Source organism: Flavobacterium erciyesense (genome assembly GCF_018069925.1).
GTDB classification, from domain to species: Bacteria; Bacteroidota; Bacteroidia; order Flavobacteriales; family Flavobacteriaceae; genus Flavobacterium; species Flavobacterium erciyesense.
Map to the genome: position 1 here is coordinate 30,924 of NZ_JAGPXB010000002.1, position 18,105 is coordinate 49,028.

An 18,105-nucleotide genomic window follows, 5' to 3' on the forward strand; every position below is an offset into this window, starting at 1 on the left:
ATGATATGCTTTTAAGGTTTAGAGTTTCTAAAAAAACGCGTTTCAAAGGTAGTTGAATTCCCCATATTATCCACCACAACCACTTTTAATTCATTGGTACCATCAGCAACCAATCCTTCGGTGAAAAAATGGGTTATTTTGCGCGTTTTATTATCGTATTCAAACAAAACCCATTTCCCGTTAAGGTAACCGTTGTACGATTTAATGCCCGACAAATCATCAGCAATCGTGAGCTGTACTGATTTTTGTTGGCTGATCCATTTGCCTTCAATAGGGATTGCTATACTAATTCGAGGCGCTACGGTATCTGAAACTAAAGCGTAAGTTCCTAATACTTTTACCTTAGTTTGAAAAATATCATCTTTACGATAAGTTGCATTATAACTTATTTTTTTTCCATCGACACGACCAATAAACATTTTTTCGCGCTGTGCTGCCGTAAAAGTAGAATCCTTGATAGTTATTGTAAAATTGGAATGTGCCGGCACAGTATCATCATGAACAGTAACCGTGTTGTTTTTTACCTTGAAATTCAAATTAAAATCATCGTAAAATGTACCTGCTGGAAAAAAAACCGAAGCATTTTCCATTTCAAAATTACTATCCTTGGCGGCTTTAACTCGATATGGACCGCTAACTTCCTCTTTAGCAATTCTAATAGATGTTAAATCGTATTGAATAGGAACGTTAATCATCTTTTTATTACCAAAAAAATCAGCTACCTCAATTCGATACAACAAAGAAAGGTTGGGCGAAACATTCAAGACTCCCTTGGTTTCATCTGTTTGAATAAAACGCAAATTGTATGGCGTTTTCATAAATAGTTTTTGAACTCGCTGCTGCGTTGTTTTGTACCTAGGATAATCGATCAAAGCATTGATGTAACGCATATCTTCGAAAGAATAGGTGTTAAATTCATAGCCAAAATTAGGCTTTCCGTTCAAAAACGACTGTACTTTATATACTCCATTATTATTAAATGAAACGTCGTCGGTATCATTCGCAGTGATTCCAAAGCCAATTACACCATTTGCAATCACTTTATCAGCAAGATAAGAACCATCTTTTTGCAACGAAACATTTAAAAGCAACTGGCGTTTAGAATAATTAACCGTTGTGCTCCCATCAAGAGGATAGACATATAAACTAGAGATTGTTGGTTTTTTAGTATCTTTCAGTAAAGAATCAAATCCGAACAAAAGCGGATTAATTACAAATTCGCTAGCGGTATCTCGAAATTCGAAATGTAAGTGCGGCCCTTCGGATGCTCCTGTGTTTCCTGATAAAGCAATTACATCACCCTTTTTTACAAGTACTTCATCAGGCTTAAAGAAAAGTTCAATTTCAAAAGATTGTTCCTTGTACTGCGCTTTGGTGATAATATCCTGAATGGAACCTACTGCATTTTGCAAGTGTCCATACACAGAAGTATATCCATTCGGATGGTTGATATAAATGGTTTTTCCGTTTCCAAAAGTTGAAATTTTAATCCGTGATACATACCCATCTGCTACAGCATATACTTTCAAGCCCTCACGCTGCTGGGTTTTCATATCAAAACCTGCATGAAAATGATTGGGCCTCAATTCACCAAAATTACCTGATAACTGTAACGGAATGTCAAGTGGTGATCTAAAATAATCTTTTGGATAATCAGTTTGTGCCAAAAGAGAGCACGAACACAAGAAAAAAACTAAAATAAATTTCATAACGGCAATTTTTGCTAAGGTAAAAAAAACATTTTAAAACACTCATAACCTATAAAATCCTAAACTGTTGATGAAAAGACAGTTACTCAATTTTACTGAAAAATAAAAATAAAATATTGGAAAATTAAAAAGGAATACTAACTTTGTATGATTATGTAATGAATTAAATCTATAATGAGTGTAATTGCAGAAATTATTGATATTCTTGAATATAAAGTTGAAAAACTTTTTGCTAAAACGAAAAGTTTAGAACAAAATAATCAGGAATTAAAAAATGATTTAGTAAAAGCTGCTACTCTTATTGAAAATCAAGCGCAAGAAATTGAAACCTTGAAAAAACAATATGAAACACTCAAAATGGCGCATTCATTATTAGGCAGTGACGAAAATAAAAGAGATACAAAGCTTAAAATAAATTCATTAATTCGAGAAATTGATTACTGTATAGCACAACTATCAGATTAAAGAAAATATGGACGAAAAGCTTAAAATAAAAATATCAATTGCAGACCGTGTATATCCACTAAATGTAGATATGGCGCAGGAAGAAGGCTTGAGAAGCGCCTCCAAAAAAATTGATGCTATGATTAAGCAATTTGAAGAAAATTATGCCGTGAGAGATAAGCAAGATGTTTTGGCCATGTGTGCCCTGCAATTTGCCTCACAAACTGAACAAAAACAAATTGATAATGCCATTGATGGTGAAGCAACGATTGAGAGATTAAAAAAAATCAATGCTAAACTCGATCAATATCTCGACAAATAAACGTTCTTTACGAAAACTAAGATACTGCCTACATTAGTTCTTATTTGGTAAACTCAACACTAACAATTTAGGATGAGCGAATCGTCACTACTATAGCATGCCACGCTCCGGCGAGGAAACTTGAACAGTGAGTTAGCTCAAAACTTGTCTTTTCGAGTTTATACAATCCCACTAATGTAGGCTTTTTTTATACATAAATTTTAATAAACATGGACAACATAATAACGATTATCACCTCAGGAATACTGGGAATTGCAGCAGGATTTGCTATTGCAAAATTAATTGAGAAAAGCAATATTTCTAATCTCATTAAGAACTCCAAAAAAGAAGCAGCATCGATTTTAAAGGATGCCAACTTAGAGGCTGAAAACATCAAGAAAGATAAAATTCTTCAAGCAAAAGAAAAATTCATTGAACTTAAAGCAGAGCATGAGCAAGTAATTTTGGCACGCGACAAAAAAGTAGCCGAAATTGAAAAAAGAGTTCGTGACAAAGAATCGCAAGTTTCAAACGAACTATCAAAAGCTAAAAAAGTAAATGACGAATTCGAGGCGAAATCTGCTGAATTCAAGTCTAAAATTGAAAATTTAGACAAAAAGCAAGCTGAAGTAGATCGATTACACAAAAGCCAGTTGCAACAATTGGAATTGATTTCTGGATTATCTGCCGAAGAAGCAAAAAATCAATTGGTAGAAGGATTAAAAGCAGAAGCCAAAAGCAAAGCAATGTCACACATTCAAGACACTATTGAAGAGGCAAAACTTACTGCACAACAAGAAGCAAAAAAGATCATCATCAACACTATTCAACGTGTAGGAACTGAAGAAGCAGTTGAAAATTGCGTTTCCGTTTTCAACATTGAATCAGATGACGTAAAAGGTAGAATCATTGGTCGTGAAGGTAGAAATATCCGTGCGCTAGAGGCTGCAACAGGTGTAGAAATCATTGTAGATGATACTCCAGAGGCTATTATTCTTTCTTGCTTTGATCCAGTTCGAAGAGAAATTGCTCGTTTGGCATTGCACAAATTGGTAACAGATGGTAGAATTCACCCTGCTCGTATTGAAGAAGTAGTAGCAAAAACTACCAAACAAATTGATGACGAAATCATTGAAGTTGGTAAGCGAACTGTAATTGACTTAGGAATTCACGGCTTACACCCAGAATTAATTAAAGTGGTAGGTAGAATGAAGTACCGTTCTTCATACGGACAAAACCTATTACAGCACTCACGTGAAGTTTCTAAACTATGTGGAATCATGGCTGCTGAATTAGGATTGAACGTAAAACTGGCCAAAAGAGCAGGTTTATTGCATGATATAGGAAAAGTACCAGATGCTGAAAGCGATTTGCCACACGCATTATTAGGAATGCAGTGGGCTGAAAAATACGGTGAAAAAGAAGAAGTTTGCAACGCCATTGGAGCGCATCACGATGAGATCGAAATGAAATCTTTATTGTCTCCAATTATTCAGGTTTGTGATGCTATATCAGGTGCAAGACCAGGAGCAAGAAGACAAGTTTTAGATTCTTATATCCAGCGTTTGAAAGACCTTGAAGAAGTAGCTTACGGATTTAGTGGTGTAAAAAACGCATATGCTATTCAAGCAGGTAGAGAATTACGTGTTATTGTAGAAAGCGAAAAAGTTTCCGATGATAATGCGGCTAGTTTATCATTCGACATTTCTCAAAAAATTCAAACAGAAATGACTTATCCAGGACAAGTGAAAGTTACGGTAATCCGCGAAACTCGCGCCGTAAATATTGCCAAATAGATAATGTCATATAATGATATAAAAAAAGCTTCCAGTAACGGAAGCTTTTTTTATATGTATCAATTTGGGATTTGATTAGAGGAAGCTATGATAGCATCGCTTTACCAAATTAGCTTTAGCTAAAAAAATGAATTTTGAACGTAGACCCAACACCTTCTTCACTTACTACAGAAACAGTACCTTTCATGGATTCAATTTGATTTTTGGTTATATACAAACCTAAACCACGAGCATCTGCATGCTGATGAAAAGTTTTATACAATCCAAACAATGATGCTCCATATTTCATTAGATTAATTCCTAGCCCATTGTCTGAAATTGACAATACTTTTTGGTTGTTTTCAATTTCTAATTTATAAGTAATTTCTAAAGGTCGTTTCGGATCAGCATATTTGATTGCGTTTGTAGTAAAGTTGAGTAATACACTTTCTAAATAAGCAGGATTAAAATCTACCTCCACATTCTCAGGTACTAGATTGTGAATTTGAAATGGAATTTGGGCTTGAGCCGAATGAACAAGATCTAAGGTTTTTTCTAAATATTTTTTTAAATTGAGAGCACTAACAGGGATATTGGTATTATTTTGTATGGACACCAATTGCACTAAATTTCGGATCGTTTCGTTGAGATCGTTTGAAACTGTTCGTAAATACGGAAGCATTTCGTGAATAGTGCTTTCTTCAGAATCGGCATCAATCAAATCTAAGATAGATTTAATATTGCCTGCCTGTGTGTTCAAATTATGCGAAACAATATGGGAAAAATTCAAAAGTCTACTATTTTGCTTTTGTACCAAGTCAATAGCCTGCTCTAGTTCTAATTCTTTTTCTTTTTGCGAAGAGATATCGGTATGGGTACCAATTACTCGTAAAGGTTTTCCATATAAATCGCGTTCGATAACTTTCCCACGATCTAAAATCCATTTGTATTTTCCTTGACTAGTAAGAACGCGATGGTGATTTTCGTAAAAGGGCGTACGATCATCAAAATGATCTTGGATATCTGAAAAATAGCGATTTAAATCATCTGGATGCACGATTTTGTCCCAACGTTTTGGGGAATCAAAAACATCTGCAACATCTTCATTTAAGATCTTCATGGATTGTGCAGAATAAAATACTTCATCAGTGGCAACATTCCAATCCCAAACGCCAGCAGTAGATGCCTCAAGGGCAAATTTAAAACGTTCCTCACTTACTTTTAATCGATTCTCATTGTCTTTTAGTGTTGTACAATCAGAAATACGACCATAAAAAGCAATACTACCATCAGGGTACAACTCTGGTTTTGCAGCAATTTTTAACCATCGCAACCCTTTCAGAGGCAACTGAACTCTAAACTCAAATTCCCAACTAGTTAAATTTCGTTTTGCTTGTAGCAAAGATTCAAAAAAGGGAACACGATCTGCCTCAACAATGCGTTCATAAATTAATGTTTTGTCACTATCTAAGAAATGTGTAGCCGACAGTTCGAAAAAATTATTAGCCGACCTACTTACCAAAGGGAAGAGGTAGGTATTATCAGGAGCAATTACAAATTCAAAAATTAAATCAGGAATTTCATTAAATAATTTATTGTAAAAATCATTTACCTCTTGATAAGATTCATTTTGGAAAAAATCAAAAACCATATGCTCGTATTAATTATTCGAACTTTATTTCATTAATAAGTCGACAATTTATAAAATAAAAGATGAAGAAAATGGGATTAAGTCTATTTTTTTGAAGATTAAAACAAAAACAATAGCAACTATAAACTTTTTCTTTCTTTAGAAGTAATTAAAAAAGATCGTTTATCTTATTTATTTTTTTCTTGGATGAAAAGTATGCAACACTTCGGTGAGAAAACTGCGATCTAAATGCACGTAAATTTCAGTAGTAGTAATAGATTCGTGGCCGAGCATTAATTGAATCGCGCGCAAATCGGCTCCATTTTCTAACAAATGCGTAGCAAAAGAGTGACGTAATGTGTGTGGACTAATTGTTTTATGAAGTCCGATGGATAACGCCAAATTCTTAATAATCGTGAAAATCATGGCACGCGTTAATTGCCTTCCTCTTCGATTTAAAAACAAGGTGTCATCAAAACCTTTTTGAATATTTAGGTTTGGCCTAACGTGATCCTTATAAATATTGATATATTTTTGGGTCAATTCGCTAATGGGTACAAAACGTTGTTTGTTGCCTTTCCCTGTAATTTTTATAAAACCATCTTCAAAAAACAGGTCCGAAATTTTTAGAGCTACTAATTCAGAAACACGTAAACCGCAACCATAAAGGGTTTCTAGCATAGCCCGATTGCGCTCGCCTTCGTTCGTACTTAAATCAATAGCTTCAATCAAAGCATCTATTTCAGTTACTGATAAAGTATCTGGAAGTTTACGCCCCGTTTTTGGAGTGTCAATTAATTGTAAAGGATCGTCTTTGCGGTATTCCTCAAAAATTAAATAATTAAAAAAACTTTTAAGACCAGAAATTATACGGGCTTGTGATCGCGCATTTACTTCTTTTGCGACATCGTAAATAAATGCCTGCAGTGTTTCCTCAGTAATTGAAACAGGTGACACAGAAAGGTTATTTTTTTCAAGAAATAGGCACAATCGCTCAATATCAAAGGTATAATTGAGAATTGTATTTTCTGACAAACCTCTTTCAATCTTTAAATACGACTGGTATTCTTTGATAAACGTGCTCCAATTCATACGCCAAAGTAAATGTTTATTTTAGCATTAAAAAAGAAAAACTACAAAGATTGGCACAAGAAAACAGTAACTCTACCAATGTAACAATCCATGAGTTAAACAAAAAAACAAATAAAAAGCACAAAAAATGAGTAAACAATCTATTTTTGGACTAATTTTTGAAACTAATTGATTAAAATAACAAAGACAATATTTACACTACTATTCTGTTTTACTTATTGTCACTTATTAAATACTAACTTTTAAATAGAAAAAAATGAAAAAACTGATTTTAGCTGCCATCGTTCTATGCGGAACCACAATGAGTATGAATGCACAAAGTATTAAATTTGGTCTAAAAGCGGGTATTAACTACGCCAACCAATCTGGGAGTGGCATTACTGTAAATAGCGATAACTTTGATAAGGAAGCTATTACAAGCTACCACGCGGGTTTAATTGCTGAAATCAACATTACAGAAGGTTTTGCAATACAACCAGAGCTTTTGTACTCAACACAAGGAGCTACATACAAAAATGCAACTGAAGAGTTTAAAAATGAATTGGGCTACTTGTCTATTCCCGTGCTTGCAAAATTTAAATTAAGCAATGCATTAAGTCTTGACTTAGGTCCGCAAGCATCATTTTTATTAAGCGAAAGAGAAAATGTAGATTTTAAGAAATCTGAAACATTCGAATTTGGTGCAGCAGCTGGTTTAACAGTAAACCTTACAAAAAGTATATTTTTACAAGGGCGCTATGTAGCGGGACTTACAGAAGCTTCTAGAAATGCTGAAATTAAAAATTCAGTAGTGCAAGTATCTGCTGGTTTCAAATTTTAAACCATTTAAAAAAATTAAATCTCTAAACCGTTCCTTCAATTGGAACGGTTTTTTTATTTTTACCAAAACTGAAAAAAACATGAAAATTTGTATTATCAACGGACCCAATCTTAACTTACTTGGAAAACGTGAGCCTGAAGTTTATGGTAGCGAAACTTTTGAAGACTATTTTGATAAGTTACAAAAGAAATACATGACAGTCGAGTTCGAATATTTCCAGAGTAATATTGAAGGAGAATTGATTGGTAAAATTCAGGATGTTGGTTTTTCATTTGACGGTATTATCTTGAATGCTGGTGCTTATACACATACTTCTATCGGTCTGGGTGATGCCATTAAAGCCATTACCACACCAGTTATTGAAGTACACATTTCAAATACCTATGCTCGCGAAAGTTTCAGGCATCAATCCTACTTGTCAGGAAATGCCAAAGGAGTTATCGTAGGATTTGGACTGAAAAGTTATGAGTTAGCCTTACTTTCTTTTTTGTAATTTTTCAAAAAACTCAAAACGAAACGTTTAACAAATTATTAATAGCTTCTTGATAAAGTTCTGTTATTTTTGAGAAAGAAAAAACTTTCATGAAAAAACACTACGCTATCTTTTTGCTGCTCCTTTCTATTTGGAGTCATGCACAAATTAAAGGAACTATTGTTGATGAACAAGGCAAACCACTACCCTACGTTACTATCTTACAAGAGGATTCTTTTTACGGAACAACCAGCAATGACCAAGGTAATTTTGAATTCACTCTGAAAAAAAGCGAAAAACCCGTACTCATTTTTCAGTTTCTTGGTTTTAAAACACAAAAAGTTACGATTGAAACTGCCAAACTACCGTACTCTATTGTAGTTAAAATGATCGAGGAAACTTTTTCGTTGAACGAAGTAGTTATTAGTAGAAATGTAAATCCCGCGTTGGCTATTATTAAAAAAGCAATTGCCGCACGAAAACGAAATACGGAAAAAACCAACCGATTTACCGCCGATTTTTACTCCCGCGGTATTTTCAAATTAGAAAATGCTCCAAAGAAAATATTAGGTCAAAAAATCGGTGATTTAGATGGCGCACTCGACTCTACCGGAACAGGAATTATTTCCTTATCAGAAACATTTTCTAAAATTTCCTTCGAGAAACCCAACAAATTAAAAGAAGTAGTAACTGCATCTAAAGTCAGCGGTAGTAACAACGGCTACAGCTACAATACTGCTCGATCGTCATTTTACGATTTTTATGATAACACTATTGATTTTGGTGTCCCCATGATTTCACCCATAGCTAGTAGTGCGTTTAACTATTACAACTACAAACTAGAAGGAACTTTTTTTGACGAAAACAACAATCAAATTAATAAAATTTTAGTTTCAGCAAAGCGAGATAGCGAACCTGTTTTTGAAGGACATATTTACATTGTTGAGGATTCTTGGGCCATTTATGCAGTCGACCTTGATATAAAAGGATATCGAATGAAAGAAGAATTTGTAGACATCATGACTTTAAAACAGAACTTTAGTTTTAACAAAGCAGCTGCTATTTGGGCAAAAAATACACAAAGTTTGGAACTTGTAGCTGGTGCCTTTAGCGTTAAATTTAAAGGAAAGTACAACTACGTTTATAATAATTACGATTTTATATCTGCCTTTGCACCTAAAACATTTACAAATGAAATTACACGAATTGAAATAAACGCTAATAAAAAAGACAGTACTTTTTGGAATAGTAATCGACCGATTCCGCTTACAAGTGAAGAGAATTTAGATTATATCCGAAAAGATAGTATTTACAAAACACGTAATTCGCCCCGCTATCTTGACTCTATTGATGCCAAGAATAATAAATTCAGATTTCTTAAAATCCTGACCGGCTATACGTACACTAACAGCGTTAAAAAACAAAATTTTAGTTATGATGGCTTATTGAATTTGGGTTCACTAAGTTTTAATACCGTTCAAGGTTATAATTTTGATACTGGTTTTAGATTTACTTCACGTAAAAATCAAGAAACCAAAGGCCAATATACCTCAATTGGCACCAAATTTAATTACGGATTTGCCGAAGATAGATTACGCGCAACAGGTCAATTTACGCATCGTTTTAACAACCAAAACTATGCAACAATTTATGCAACTGGTGGAAGCGAAGTAAAACAATTTAATGCTAGTGAACCCATAAGCAAATTCATGAATAGCATCAGTTCATTGTTCTTTAAAAACAATTTTATGAAGCTATACCAACTAGAATCGGTTGCAATGGGCTATAATCAGAATATTGCCAACGGACTCAATTTAGGCGTGCGAACCAGCTATGAAAAACGCAAACCTTTGTTCAACACAACTGATTTCTCTTACTTTAAAAAAGAAGATTTCTACAGTTCGAATAATCCACTAGATCCAACAAATGAGTTATCGGCACCATTTGAAACACATCATTTAGTGAAAAGTAATTTACTTTTACGTATCAATTTTGGAAATAAATATGCTACGCGTCCTGACGGAAAATTCAACATTCGCAACAGTGATTACCCCACTTTGTACTTTGGTCTAGAAAAAGCTTGGGCAGCATCTGATAAAAAATATGAATTTGAACACTGGAATACGAGCGCTTTTTATGATTTAAAGTTAGGCAACAAAGGCCTATTGGGTATCAATCTGAAAGCAGGTTTGTTTACCAATGCAAAAAACATCGCATTTACAGATTACAAACATTTTAATGGTAATCAAACCAATATTGGACAAACGGCTCGTTATTTAAACACTTTTAAATTGTTACCGTACTATTCACAAAGTACGAATGATCGCTACTTTGAAGCGCACACAGAGTACAATGACAACGGATACTTGATGAATAAAATTCCACTTTTGAATAAATTAAAATCGACTTTGATTTTGGGAGCGCACCAACTGTCAACGCCTTCGGCAAAATCCTATTCAGAACTTAGTGTTGGTTTAGACAACCTTGGTTTTGGAAAATTAAAATTGTTTCGTGTTGATTATGTGCGATCTTTTCAAAATGGAGTCTCCAAAGACGGAGTGGTTTTTGGTTTGAAAATTTTAAATGTTCTGGAATAAATCTAAAATATCTTTAATAGTTTCAAAAAAAAAACACCCAGTTGGGTGTTTTTTTATATCTATTTAATTGGGTTCAACATGAATTAAAACATGACCTAGCTCTGGAATGCGCTCTCGCAAGGTATCTTTTAATTGATGTGCCAAATCGTGACCTTCTTTTACAGAAATAGTCGAATCGACAATAGCGTGCAAATCAACATGGTATTGCATGCCTGCTTTTCGAATAAAACATTTTTCAGTATCAATAATTCCATCAACTTGCTGCGCTACTTCCCGTATTTGATCAATCAAATCATCATACAAATGCTCATCCATTATTTCACCTAAAGCAGGTCTGAAAATCAAATAACTATTGTACAAAATAAAAAAAGAGGCGAAAAGAGCCGCCCAATCATCAGCAGATTCGTATCCTTTACCTAAAAACAAAGCAATCGAGATTCCAATAAAAGCAGCTACACTAGTAATAGCATCAGATCTATGGTGCCAAGCATCAGCTTTTAAGGATGAACTGTTGGTTTGAATACTGCGTTTCATAACAACCCGAAACGAATATTCTTTCCATAAAATAATAGCACCTAATACTATTAACGTCCAAGGTTTAGGCAAATCATGTGGTATTCTGATATTAACAATACTTTCGTATGCAATTATAGTTGCAGATGTAATTAAAAAACCAACTACTAAAAACGTAATTAAGGGTTCGGCTCGGCCGTGACCATAGGGATGATTGTCATCTGCAGGTTTATTGGCATATTTGATTCCGAACAAAACCAAAAACGAAGCAAATATATCAGTTGTTGATTCAATAGCATCTGCAATAAGCGCATACGAATTGCCAAAAAAACCAGCAATACCCTTGATTAATGCCAAGGTGGTGTTGCCTATGATGCTGAAATAAGTTGCTTTGATAGCCGTTTGCTCCCTTGACATATATTAAAAATAAAAATCGTTTAAGTAAATGCAGATCACTTGTATTAATTGCTATTTACTTAAACGAAAATTGTGATAAAACTAGTATTTATGCGCGTACAATATTTGCACCAATCGCTCTTAAACGCTCGTCAATACGCTCGTATCCGCGATCAATTTGCTCAATATTTTGAATCGTACTCGTACCTTTTGCTGAAAGCGCAGCGATCAACAATGAAATTCCCGCACGAATATCTGGTGATGACATGGTTGTTGCTTTCAATTGAGACTGAAAATCATGTCCCATTACTACAGCACGGTGTGGATCACACAACATAATTTTGGCACCCATATCAATCAATTTATCTACGAAAAACAAACGGCTTTCGAACATTTTTTGGTGAATTAACACATCGCCTTTTGCTTGAGTAGCTACTACTAAAACGATACTCAATAAATCAGGAGTAAATCCTGGCCAAGGTGCATCGGCAATTGTCAAGATAGAGCCATCAATATCTGTTTTTACTTCATATCCGTTTACGTGAGCAGGAATATAAATATCATCTCCTTGACGCTCTAATGTAATTCCTAGTTTACGGAAGGTGTTTGGAATAAGTCCGAGGTTATCCCAGCTTACATTTTTAATAGTAATTTCTGATTTTGTCATTGCTGCTAATCCAATCCAACTACCAATTTCGATCATGTCAGGTAAAATTCTGTGCTCACAACCACCTAAACTTTCTACCCCTTCAATAGTAAGTAAATTAGAACCAACACCAGTAATTTTGGCACCCATAGAATTCAACATTTTACATAATTGTTGCAAATAAGGTTCGCAAGCAGCATTGTAAACAGTTGTAATTCCTTTTGCCAAAACTGCTGCCATTACAATGTTAGCAGTTCCTGTTACTGATGCTTCATCAAGCAACATGTTCGTTCCTGTAAGTCCATCAGCTGCTTCTACACCGTAAAAATGATCTTCTCTATTATAACGGAATTTGGCACCTAGATTGATAAAACCTTCAAAATGGGTATCTAATCTACGACGACCAATTTTATCTCCACCTGGTTTTGGAATGTAACCTTTACCAAAACGAGCTAAAAGTGGACCTACAATCATGATTGATCCACGCAATGAACCACCTTCTTTTTTGAAAGCTTCAGTTTCTAGGTATTGTACATTTACCTCATCAGCTTGAAATGTATACGATCCAGAACCAATTTTTTGAATTTTAACTCCTAAATTTCCTAGTAGAGTGATTAGTTTGTTGATATCAATAATATCTGGAATATTATTAATCGTCACTTTTTCAGGGGTTAAAAGAACGGCGCACAAAATTTGTAACGCTTCGTTTTTTGCTCCTTGTGGCGTGATTTCACCTTTTAGACTAATGCCTCCTTCTATTTTGAAAATTCCCATTTTTTTACAGTTATGAGTTAAATATTAATTCTTATTTCGTTTCTCTTGCAAAGCTTTCTTGTTTTTAAAAACAATCATGCTCAAACCTCTTGAAATTATTGAGGTTTTCTATTTTGATTTTTATGTGTAGGATTTAATTTTCCTGACTTTTGGTTTTTGTTACCCATAATTTTTGGCTGACCTGGAGGCGTAATTTTGTTCGACATCCGCTTGTTGGTTCTCAGTAAATCAGTAGTATTAAGCAACTCTTCTGAACTTTGTATCAAATTTAATTTACCATCAGATAGCTCATACAAATGCTCAAATATAACCTCATCTTTAACGGTGTCTTTATTCCAACTTAAGTATGATTTCTTCATATGATTGGCAATTACTTTAACCAAAGCACTTTTCATTTCGCCCTCTTCCCACTTGTTGGCCACATCAATCATGTACTTGATATTATTACCATAAAAACGATATTTTGGAAAGTTTTGTGGGTATTGCAACACATCTGGTTTCAATTGCAAAACTTCACGCGATGGAATTGGATAAGGAGAATCGGCCACCAATCTAAAATCAGACATAATGAAAAGCTGATCCCAAAGTTTATGCTGAAAATCAGGCACATCTCTTAAATGCGGATTTAAACTTCCCATAACCTGGATAATGTATTTAGCCGCTTTATTACGCTCTACATCATCTTTGATTACGGTAGCTTGATCAATTAGTTTTTGTAAATGCCTGCCATACTCTGGAATAATCAAGTGAGTTCGTTCAGCATTGTACTCCAAATGATGTACCACATCGTTGGCGTTTTCTTTGATATATTTTGGATTCATATTCGAATGTATCAATTTTTTATTGGTTAGCTTTTTTCGAAAATAACATCTTTCGAAATAGCCTTCAAAAAAATTATAATGTTTATTTTTAAAGCGATACGATACCTTCGATCACAGAAACTTCTTGGTATTTATTTATAACTTGTTGTGCATCCGTCATCATCACATCAATAGAAACGCTTGTAAACTTACCTGTTTTGGATGCAGTGGTTTTAATGACAGCTCCTAAACCATCAAAGGACTTGTGCACAAACTCAACATTAGTAGGGGTTGTGGGTACAATAAATTTGAATAAATAAGCTGAAGGCCAAGTAGTACTCGACTCTAATTCGCCTTTTAAACGATCATAAAATTCTTCCGTCTTTTTGTCCATTTTCGGTATAAAAAATAAAAAGCAAAGATACGGTTTCAAACGTAAAATATGAATATTGAACTGTGAATTTTTGAAAGCTTGCATTTTAAATGACTTGAATTTTTCAAATCCCAATAAGTTTAAGTAAATTTGCGCCTTATTTTTTAAAAGTGCAAAAAGAAATCATAGTTATCATTGGCGGTCCAGGAACAGGAAAGTCTACATTAATAGACGGTTTAGTAGAAAAAGGACATTGTTGTTACCCTGAGATTTCTCGGGAGGTAACACTTGAAGCCAAAAAACAAGGAATAGACCAACTTTTTCTTGAAAAACCTTTACTTTTTAGCGAAATGCTATTGGAAGGACGTAAAAAACAATTTGAAAATGCTTCAAAAGAGCCACATAAAGTTGTATTTATAGACCGCGGAATTCCAGATGTATTAGCGTACATGCATTACATAGGCGACACCTATCCTGACAGTTTTGACGCAGCTTGCAAAGAGCACCTTTATTCTAAAATTTTCCTTTTGCCACCTTGGGAAGAAATTTATACAAGCGACGAGGCTCGTTATGAAAACTTTGAACAAGCTCAAATTATTTACAACCATTTGGTAGACACGTACCAAAAATACGGTTACAATTTGATTGAAGTGCCTAAAGACACCGTTGAGAATAGGATTCAATACATTTTAGAGCGCATATAATACTGATTTTTTGTTTCTCATTTAAAATTACGTATCTTTTACTCCAATTAAACACCAATAAGTTGGTACCAATGAAATTTGCCCTGTATGCAAGAAGCAGTTGCTATTCTTCAAAAATATTGGAAACACGATACATTTAGGCCGCTACAAAGCGAAATTATTCAATCTGTCTTAAGCGGAAAAGATACTTTTGCGTTATTGCCAACTGGTGGTGGCAAGTCGGTTTGCTTTCAAATTCCAGCTTTAGCACAAGAAGGGATATGCTTAGTCATTTCGCCATTAGTGGCTTTGATGAAAGATCAAGTTGCCAATTTAGCCGATCGCAATATTAAAGCTATTGCCTTGACAGGTGCTATTCGATCTGATGAAATTATCGATTTATTGGATAATTGTCAATATGGCAACTACAAATTTTTATACCTTTCGCCCGAGCGTTTACAATCTGATTGGATTTTAGATCGGATCAAAGGGCTGCCAATAAATTTAATTGCAATTGACGAGGCACACTGCGTATCACAGTGGGGTCATGACTTTAGACCTGCCTATTTAAAAATAAATATTCTAAAAACGTATTTCCCCAATACGCCTTTTATCGCACTTACTGCTACGGCTACCGCAAGGGTAAAAGAAGATATAATCAACCAATTAGGACTACAGCAACCCACTGTTTTTGAGCAATCATTTGCGCGAGCTAATATTGCCTACATGGTGTTTGAAGTTGCTGATAAATTTTTTCGAGTTGAGCAAATTTTGACAAAAAATCCGCAAACAGCAATAATTTATGTTCGCAACAGAAAATCGTGTCTGGATATTGCAGCCCAACTCAATTCACGAGGATTTAAAGCTACCTACTATCACGGAGGACTTCACGCAAAACAAAAAGACAAAAACATGCAGGCATGGATGACCGAAAAAGTGCAAGTTATGGTAGCTACTAACGCATTCGGGATGGGAATTGATAAGGCTAACGTAAAAACGGTTATTCATATTCAACTTCCTGAAAACATGGAAAACTATTATCAAGAAGCAGGAAGAGCCGGTAGAAATGGAGACAAAGCGTTTGCTGTTTTACTCACAAGCCCATCTGACATTGATCAGGCTCAAGGCCAATTTATAGCTGGCTTACCTGACAAGGCTTTTTTGAAAACCATGTACGTTAAATTGTGTAATTATTTTCAAATTGCTTACGGTGAAGGAATACACGAAACTTTCCTTTTTAACCTAAATCATTTTTGCTTGCGCTATAACTTTCCTCCGGTTCGTACCTATCAAGCACTTCAGTTTTTAGATCGTCAAGGAGTAATTAGTCTGTCTCAGGAATTTTCAGAAAAAATAAATTTACAATTTTTGATTCCATCCAAAGAGGTAATTCGATACACCAGCCTGAACCCAAATGACGAAGAAATTATCTTAGCCATTTTGAGAACTTATCCAGGTATTTATGAAATGCCAACTGCGTTTAACTTGGCACTCATCGCAAAAAAATCAAAACATACCGAAGCTCAAGTACAAACTGTTCTTCAAAAATTAAAAGAAAAAGAGATCATTTCGTACCACGCCAAAAACAACGACGCGACTTTAATTTTTAATGAAATAAGAGAAGACGATAGAACAATTAGTAAGGTAGCCAAATATCTTGAAAAGCAAAACGAACTAAAAAAAGAGCAATTAAAAGCTGTAGTAAAGTATGTTAGCAGTACCACTAGTTGTAAAAGCAATTCAATTTTAGCCTATTTTGGCGAAGAAAACAAGACAAATTGTGGTATTTGCTCGTATTGCATTACCCAAAAAAAGCCAACAAGAAAAAGTGATGCGCTTGATACAAAAATACTGCAATTACTGGAAGAGGGCGACAAAAGCTCGCGTGAATTACAATTTATGACACAAAACAGAGCCGAACAACTTATACCAATTTTACAAGAATTACTAGAGAGCTATCAAATTAAGATTTTACCAAATAACAAATATACCTTAGTCAAATAATGGAAAAATTACGAATCGTATTCATGGGAACGCCCGACTTTGCTGTGGGAATTCTAGATAGTATCAAAAAAAATGGGTTTGAAATTGTAGGCGTCATAACAGCTGCTGACAAACCTGCTGGACGTGGTCAAAAAATAAAATATTCTGCAGTAAAAGAGTATGCACTAGCCAATGACCTTCACTTATTACAACCAACAAACCTGAAAGACGCTGATTTCATCACGTCTTTAAAAGAGTTAAATGCCAATTTACAAATTGTGGTCGCTTTTAGAATGTTACCAAAAGTAGTTTGGGAAATGCCAAGTTTAGGCACTTTTAACTTACACGCTTCACTCCTACCTAACTATCGCGGAGCAGCACCTATTAACTGGGCTATCATCAACGGTGAAAAAACCACCGGTGTTACCACTTTTTTTATTGATGATAAGATTGACACTGGCGCTATGATCCTGAAACGTGAAACCAACATAGATTCAAATGAAGATGCAGGGACACTTCATGACCGATTGATGCAATTAGGAAGCGAGACGGTTTTAGAGACCTTAGAGAAAATAGCAAACAATGATGCCACTACTACGACTCAAGTTGAAGACAGCAACATCAAAACAGCCTACAAACTAAATAAAGAAAACTGCAAAATAGACTGGTCAAAATCTGCCGTGGAGATTCACGATTTAATTCGCGGGCTATCTCCTTACCCTGCAGCTTGGAGTTATTTTGTAGATCAAGAAAACGAGTGGAATGTAAAAATTTATCAAGCAACATCCCAGATTGAGCAGCATCAATTTGAGATTGGACAAATTATCTGTACCAAAAAAGAAATGAAAATTGCGGTTAAGGATGGCTTCGTGCAAATATTAAACTTACAATTCCCTGGTAAAAAAAGAATGAACACTGCAGAATTCTTAAATGGTGTTTCGTTTTCGGATGGCGCAAAAGTACAATAAACCCCGTAAAAACAAGGGTTTTAGAGTTTTCACAAGTTATTTATGAACAAAAAAATCAAGTTATTAACAAAACCATCTAAATTAACACAAAAGACTTGCAAGGAACGGAAATCCTCCTAAATTTGTGTA

At 34.6% G+C, this 18,105-nt stretch carries 16 protein-coding genes; 9 read left to right on the top strand and 7 right to left on the bottom strand.

What is annotated here, in order from left to right:
* Positions 1-11: 11 nt before the first annotated feature.
* Positions 12-1,709: a M23 family metallopeptidase gene (locus KBJ98_RS03160; RefSeq protein WP_210788240.1), complete on the bottom strand. Its 1,698-nt coding sequence runs from the start codon at positions 1,707-1,709 to the stop codon at positions 12-14.
* A gap of 174 nt (positions 1,710-1,883) precedes the next feature.
* Here KBJ98_RS03160 and KBJ98_RS03165 point away from each other — a divergent pair, with 174 nt between their 5' ends.
* The 3 genes from KBJ98_RS03165 (at position 1,884) to rny (ending at position 4,250) form a co-directional block, all read left to right on the top strand.
* Positions 1,884-2,174, top strand: a complete 291-nt coding sequence (locus tag KBJ98_RS03165) for a hypothetical protein (RefSeq protein ID WP_210788241.1) — start codon at positions 1,884-1,886, stop codon at positions 2,172-2,174.
* A 7-nt stretch (positions 2,175-2,181) separates the two neighbouring features.
* Complete coding sequence (locus KBJ98_RS03170) at positions 2,182-2,475, top strand: cell division protein ZapA (protein ID WP_210788242.1); 294 nt, start codon at positions 2,182-2,184, stop codon at positions 2,473-2,475.
* Positions 2,476-2,684: 209 nt separating this feature from the next.
* Positions 2,685-4,250 carry a ribonuclease Y gene (gene rny / locus KBJ98_RS03175; protein WP_210788243.1) on the top strand — a complete coding sequence of 522 codons (1,566 nt, stop codon included), beginning with the start codon at positions 2,685-2,687 and terminating at the stop codon, positions 4,248-4,250.
* Between the two features lie 115 nt (positions 4,251-4,365).
* On the opposite strand, the gene KBJ98_RS03180 is transcribed toward rny, so the two are convergent.
* The gene (locus KBJ98_RS03180; protein WP_210788244.1) at positions 4,366-5,880 is read right to left on the bottom strand and encodes a sensor histidine kinase; all 1,515 of its coding nucleotides are present in this window, start codon (positions 5,878-5,880) and stop codon (positions 4,366-4,368) included.
* 171 nt (positions 5,881-6,051) lie between these two features.
* Positions 6,052-6,951 (bottom strand): site-specific tyrosine recombinase XerD, encoded by a 900-nt coding sequence (xerD, locus tag KBJ98_RS03185; protein ID WP_210788245.1) that lies wholly within the window; start codon positions 6,949-6,951, stop codon positions 6,052-6,054.
* Positions 6,952-7,207: 256 nt separating this feature from the next.
* On the opposite strand from xerD, the gene KBJ98_RS03190 reads away from it, so the two are divergent.
* From KBJ98_RS03190 to KBJ98_RS03200, 3 genes are all read left to right on the top strand, one after another.
* On the top strand, positions 7,208-7,771 hold the full coding sequence (locus tag KBJ98_RS03190; protein WP_210788246.1) for a porin family protein: 564 nt from the start codon (positions 7,208-7,210) through the stop codon (positions 7,769-7,771).
* Positions 7,772-7,850: 79 nt separating this feature from the next.
* Positions 7,851-8,264 carry a type II 3-dehydroquinate dehydratase gene (gene aroQ, locus KBJ98_RS03195; protein WP_210788247.1) on the top strand — a complete coding sequence of 138 codons (414 nt, stop codon included), beginning with the start codon at positions 7,851-7,853 and terminating at the stop codon, positions 8,262-8,264.
* Between the two features lie 89 nt (positions 8,265-8,353).
* On the top strand, positions 8,354-10,840 hold the full coding sequence (locus tag KBJ98_RS03200) for a DUF5686 and carboxypeptidase regulatory-like domain-containing protein (protein ID WP_210788248.1): 2,487 nt from the start codon (positions 8,354-8,356) through the stop codon (positions 10,838-10,840).
* A gap of 63 nt (positions 10,841-10,903) precedes the next feature.
* On the opposite strand, the gene KBJ98_RS03205 is transcribed toward KBJ98_RS03200, so the two are convergent.
* The 4 genes from KBJ98_RS03205 to KBJ98_RS03220 all read right to left on the bottom strand — a co-directional run bounded on the left by KBJ98_RS03205 (position 10,904) and on the right by KBJ98_RS03220 (position 14,363).
* Positions 10,904-11,770, bottom strand: coding sequence for a cation diffusion facilitator family transporter (locus tag KBJ98_RS03205; protein WP_210788249.1), 867 nt, complete (start codon positions 11,768-11,770; stop codon positions 10,904-10,906).
* Between the two features lie 88 nt (positions 11,771-11,858).
* Positions 11,859-13,169, bottom strand: coding sequence for a UDP-N-acetylglucosamine 1-carboxyvinyltransferase (murA, locus tag KBJ98_RS03210; RefSeq protein ID WP_166138400.1), 1,311 nt, complete (start codon positions 13,167-13,169; stop codon positions 11,859-11,861).
* A gap of 95 nt (positions 13,170-13,264) precedes the next feature.
* Entirely contained in the window at positions 13,265-13,990 is a 726-nt protein-coding gene (locus tag KBJ98_RS03215) for a DUF4290 domain-containing protein (RefSeq protein ID WP_210788250.1), read from the bottom strand.
* Between the two features lie 88 nt (positions 13,991-14,078).
* The gene (locus tag KBJ98_RS03220; protein ID WP_210788251.1) at positions 14,079-14,363 is read right to left on the bottom strand and encodes a DUF493 family protein; all 285 of its coding nucleotides are present in this window, start codon (positions 14,361-14,363) and stop codon (positions 14,079-14,081) included.
* A 149-nt stretch (positions 14,364-14,512) separates the two neighbouring features.
* Between KBJ98_RS03220 and KBJ98_RS03225 the strand changes: the two genes are divergently transcribed.
* The 3 genes from KBJ98_RS03225 (at position 14,513) to fmt (ending at position 17,976) form a co-directional block, all read left to right on the top strand.
* Positions 14,513-15,046 (top strand): AAA family ATPase, encoded by a 534-nt coding sequence (locus KBJ98_RS03225; protein ID WP_210788252.1) that lies wholly within the window; start codon positions 14,513-14,515, stop codon positions 15,044-15,046.
* An 87-nt stretch (positions 15,047-15,133) separates the two neighbouring features.
* Positions 15,134-17,029: a RecQ family ATP-dependent DNA helicase gene (locus KBJ98_RS03230; RefSeq protein ID WP_210788253.1), complete on the top strand. Its 1,896-nt coding sequence runs from the start codon at positions 15,134-15,136 to the stop codon at positions 17,027-17,029.
* Positions 17,029-17,976, top strand: a complete 948-nt coding sequence (gene fmt, locus KBJ98_RS03235; protein WP_210788254.1) for a methionyl-tRNA formyltransferase — start codon at positions 17,029-17,031, stop codon at positions 17,974-17,976. The genes KBJ98_RS03230 and fmt overlap by 1 nt, the downstream gene beginning before the upstream one ends.
* The last annotated feature ends 129 nt before the right edge of the window (positions 17,977-18,105 follow it).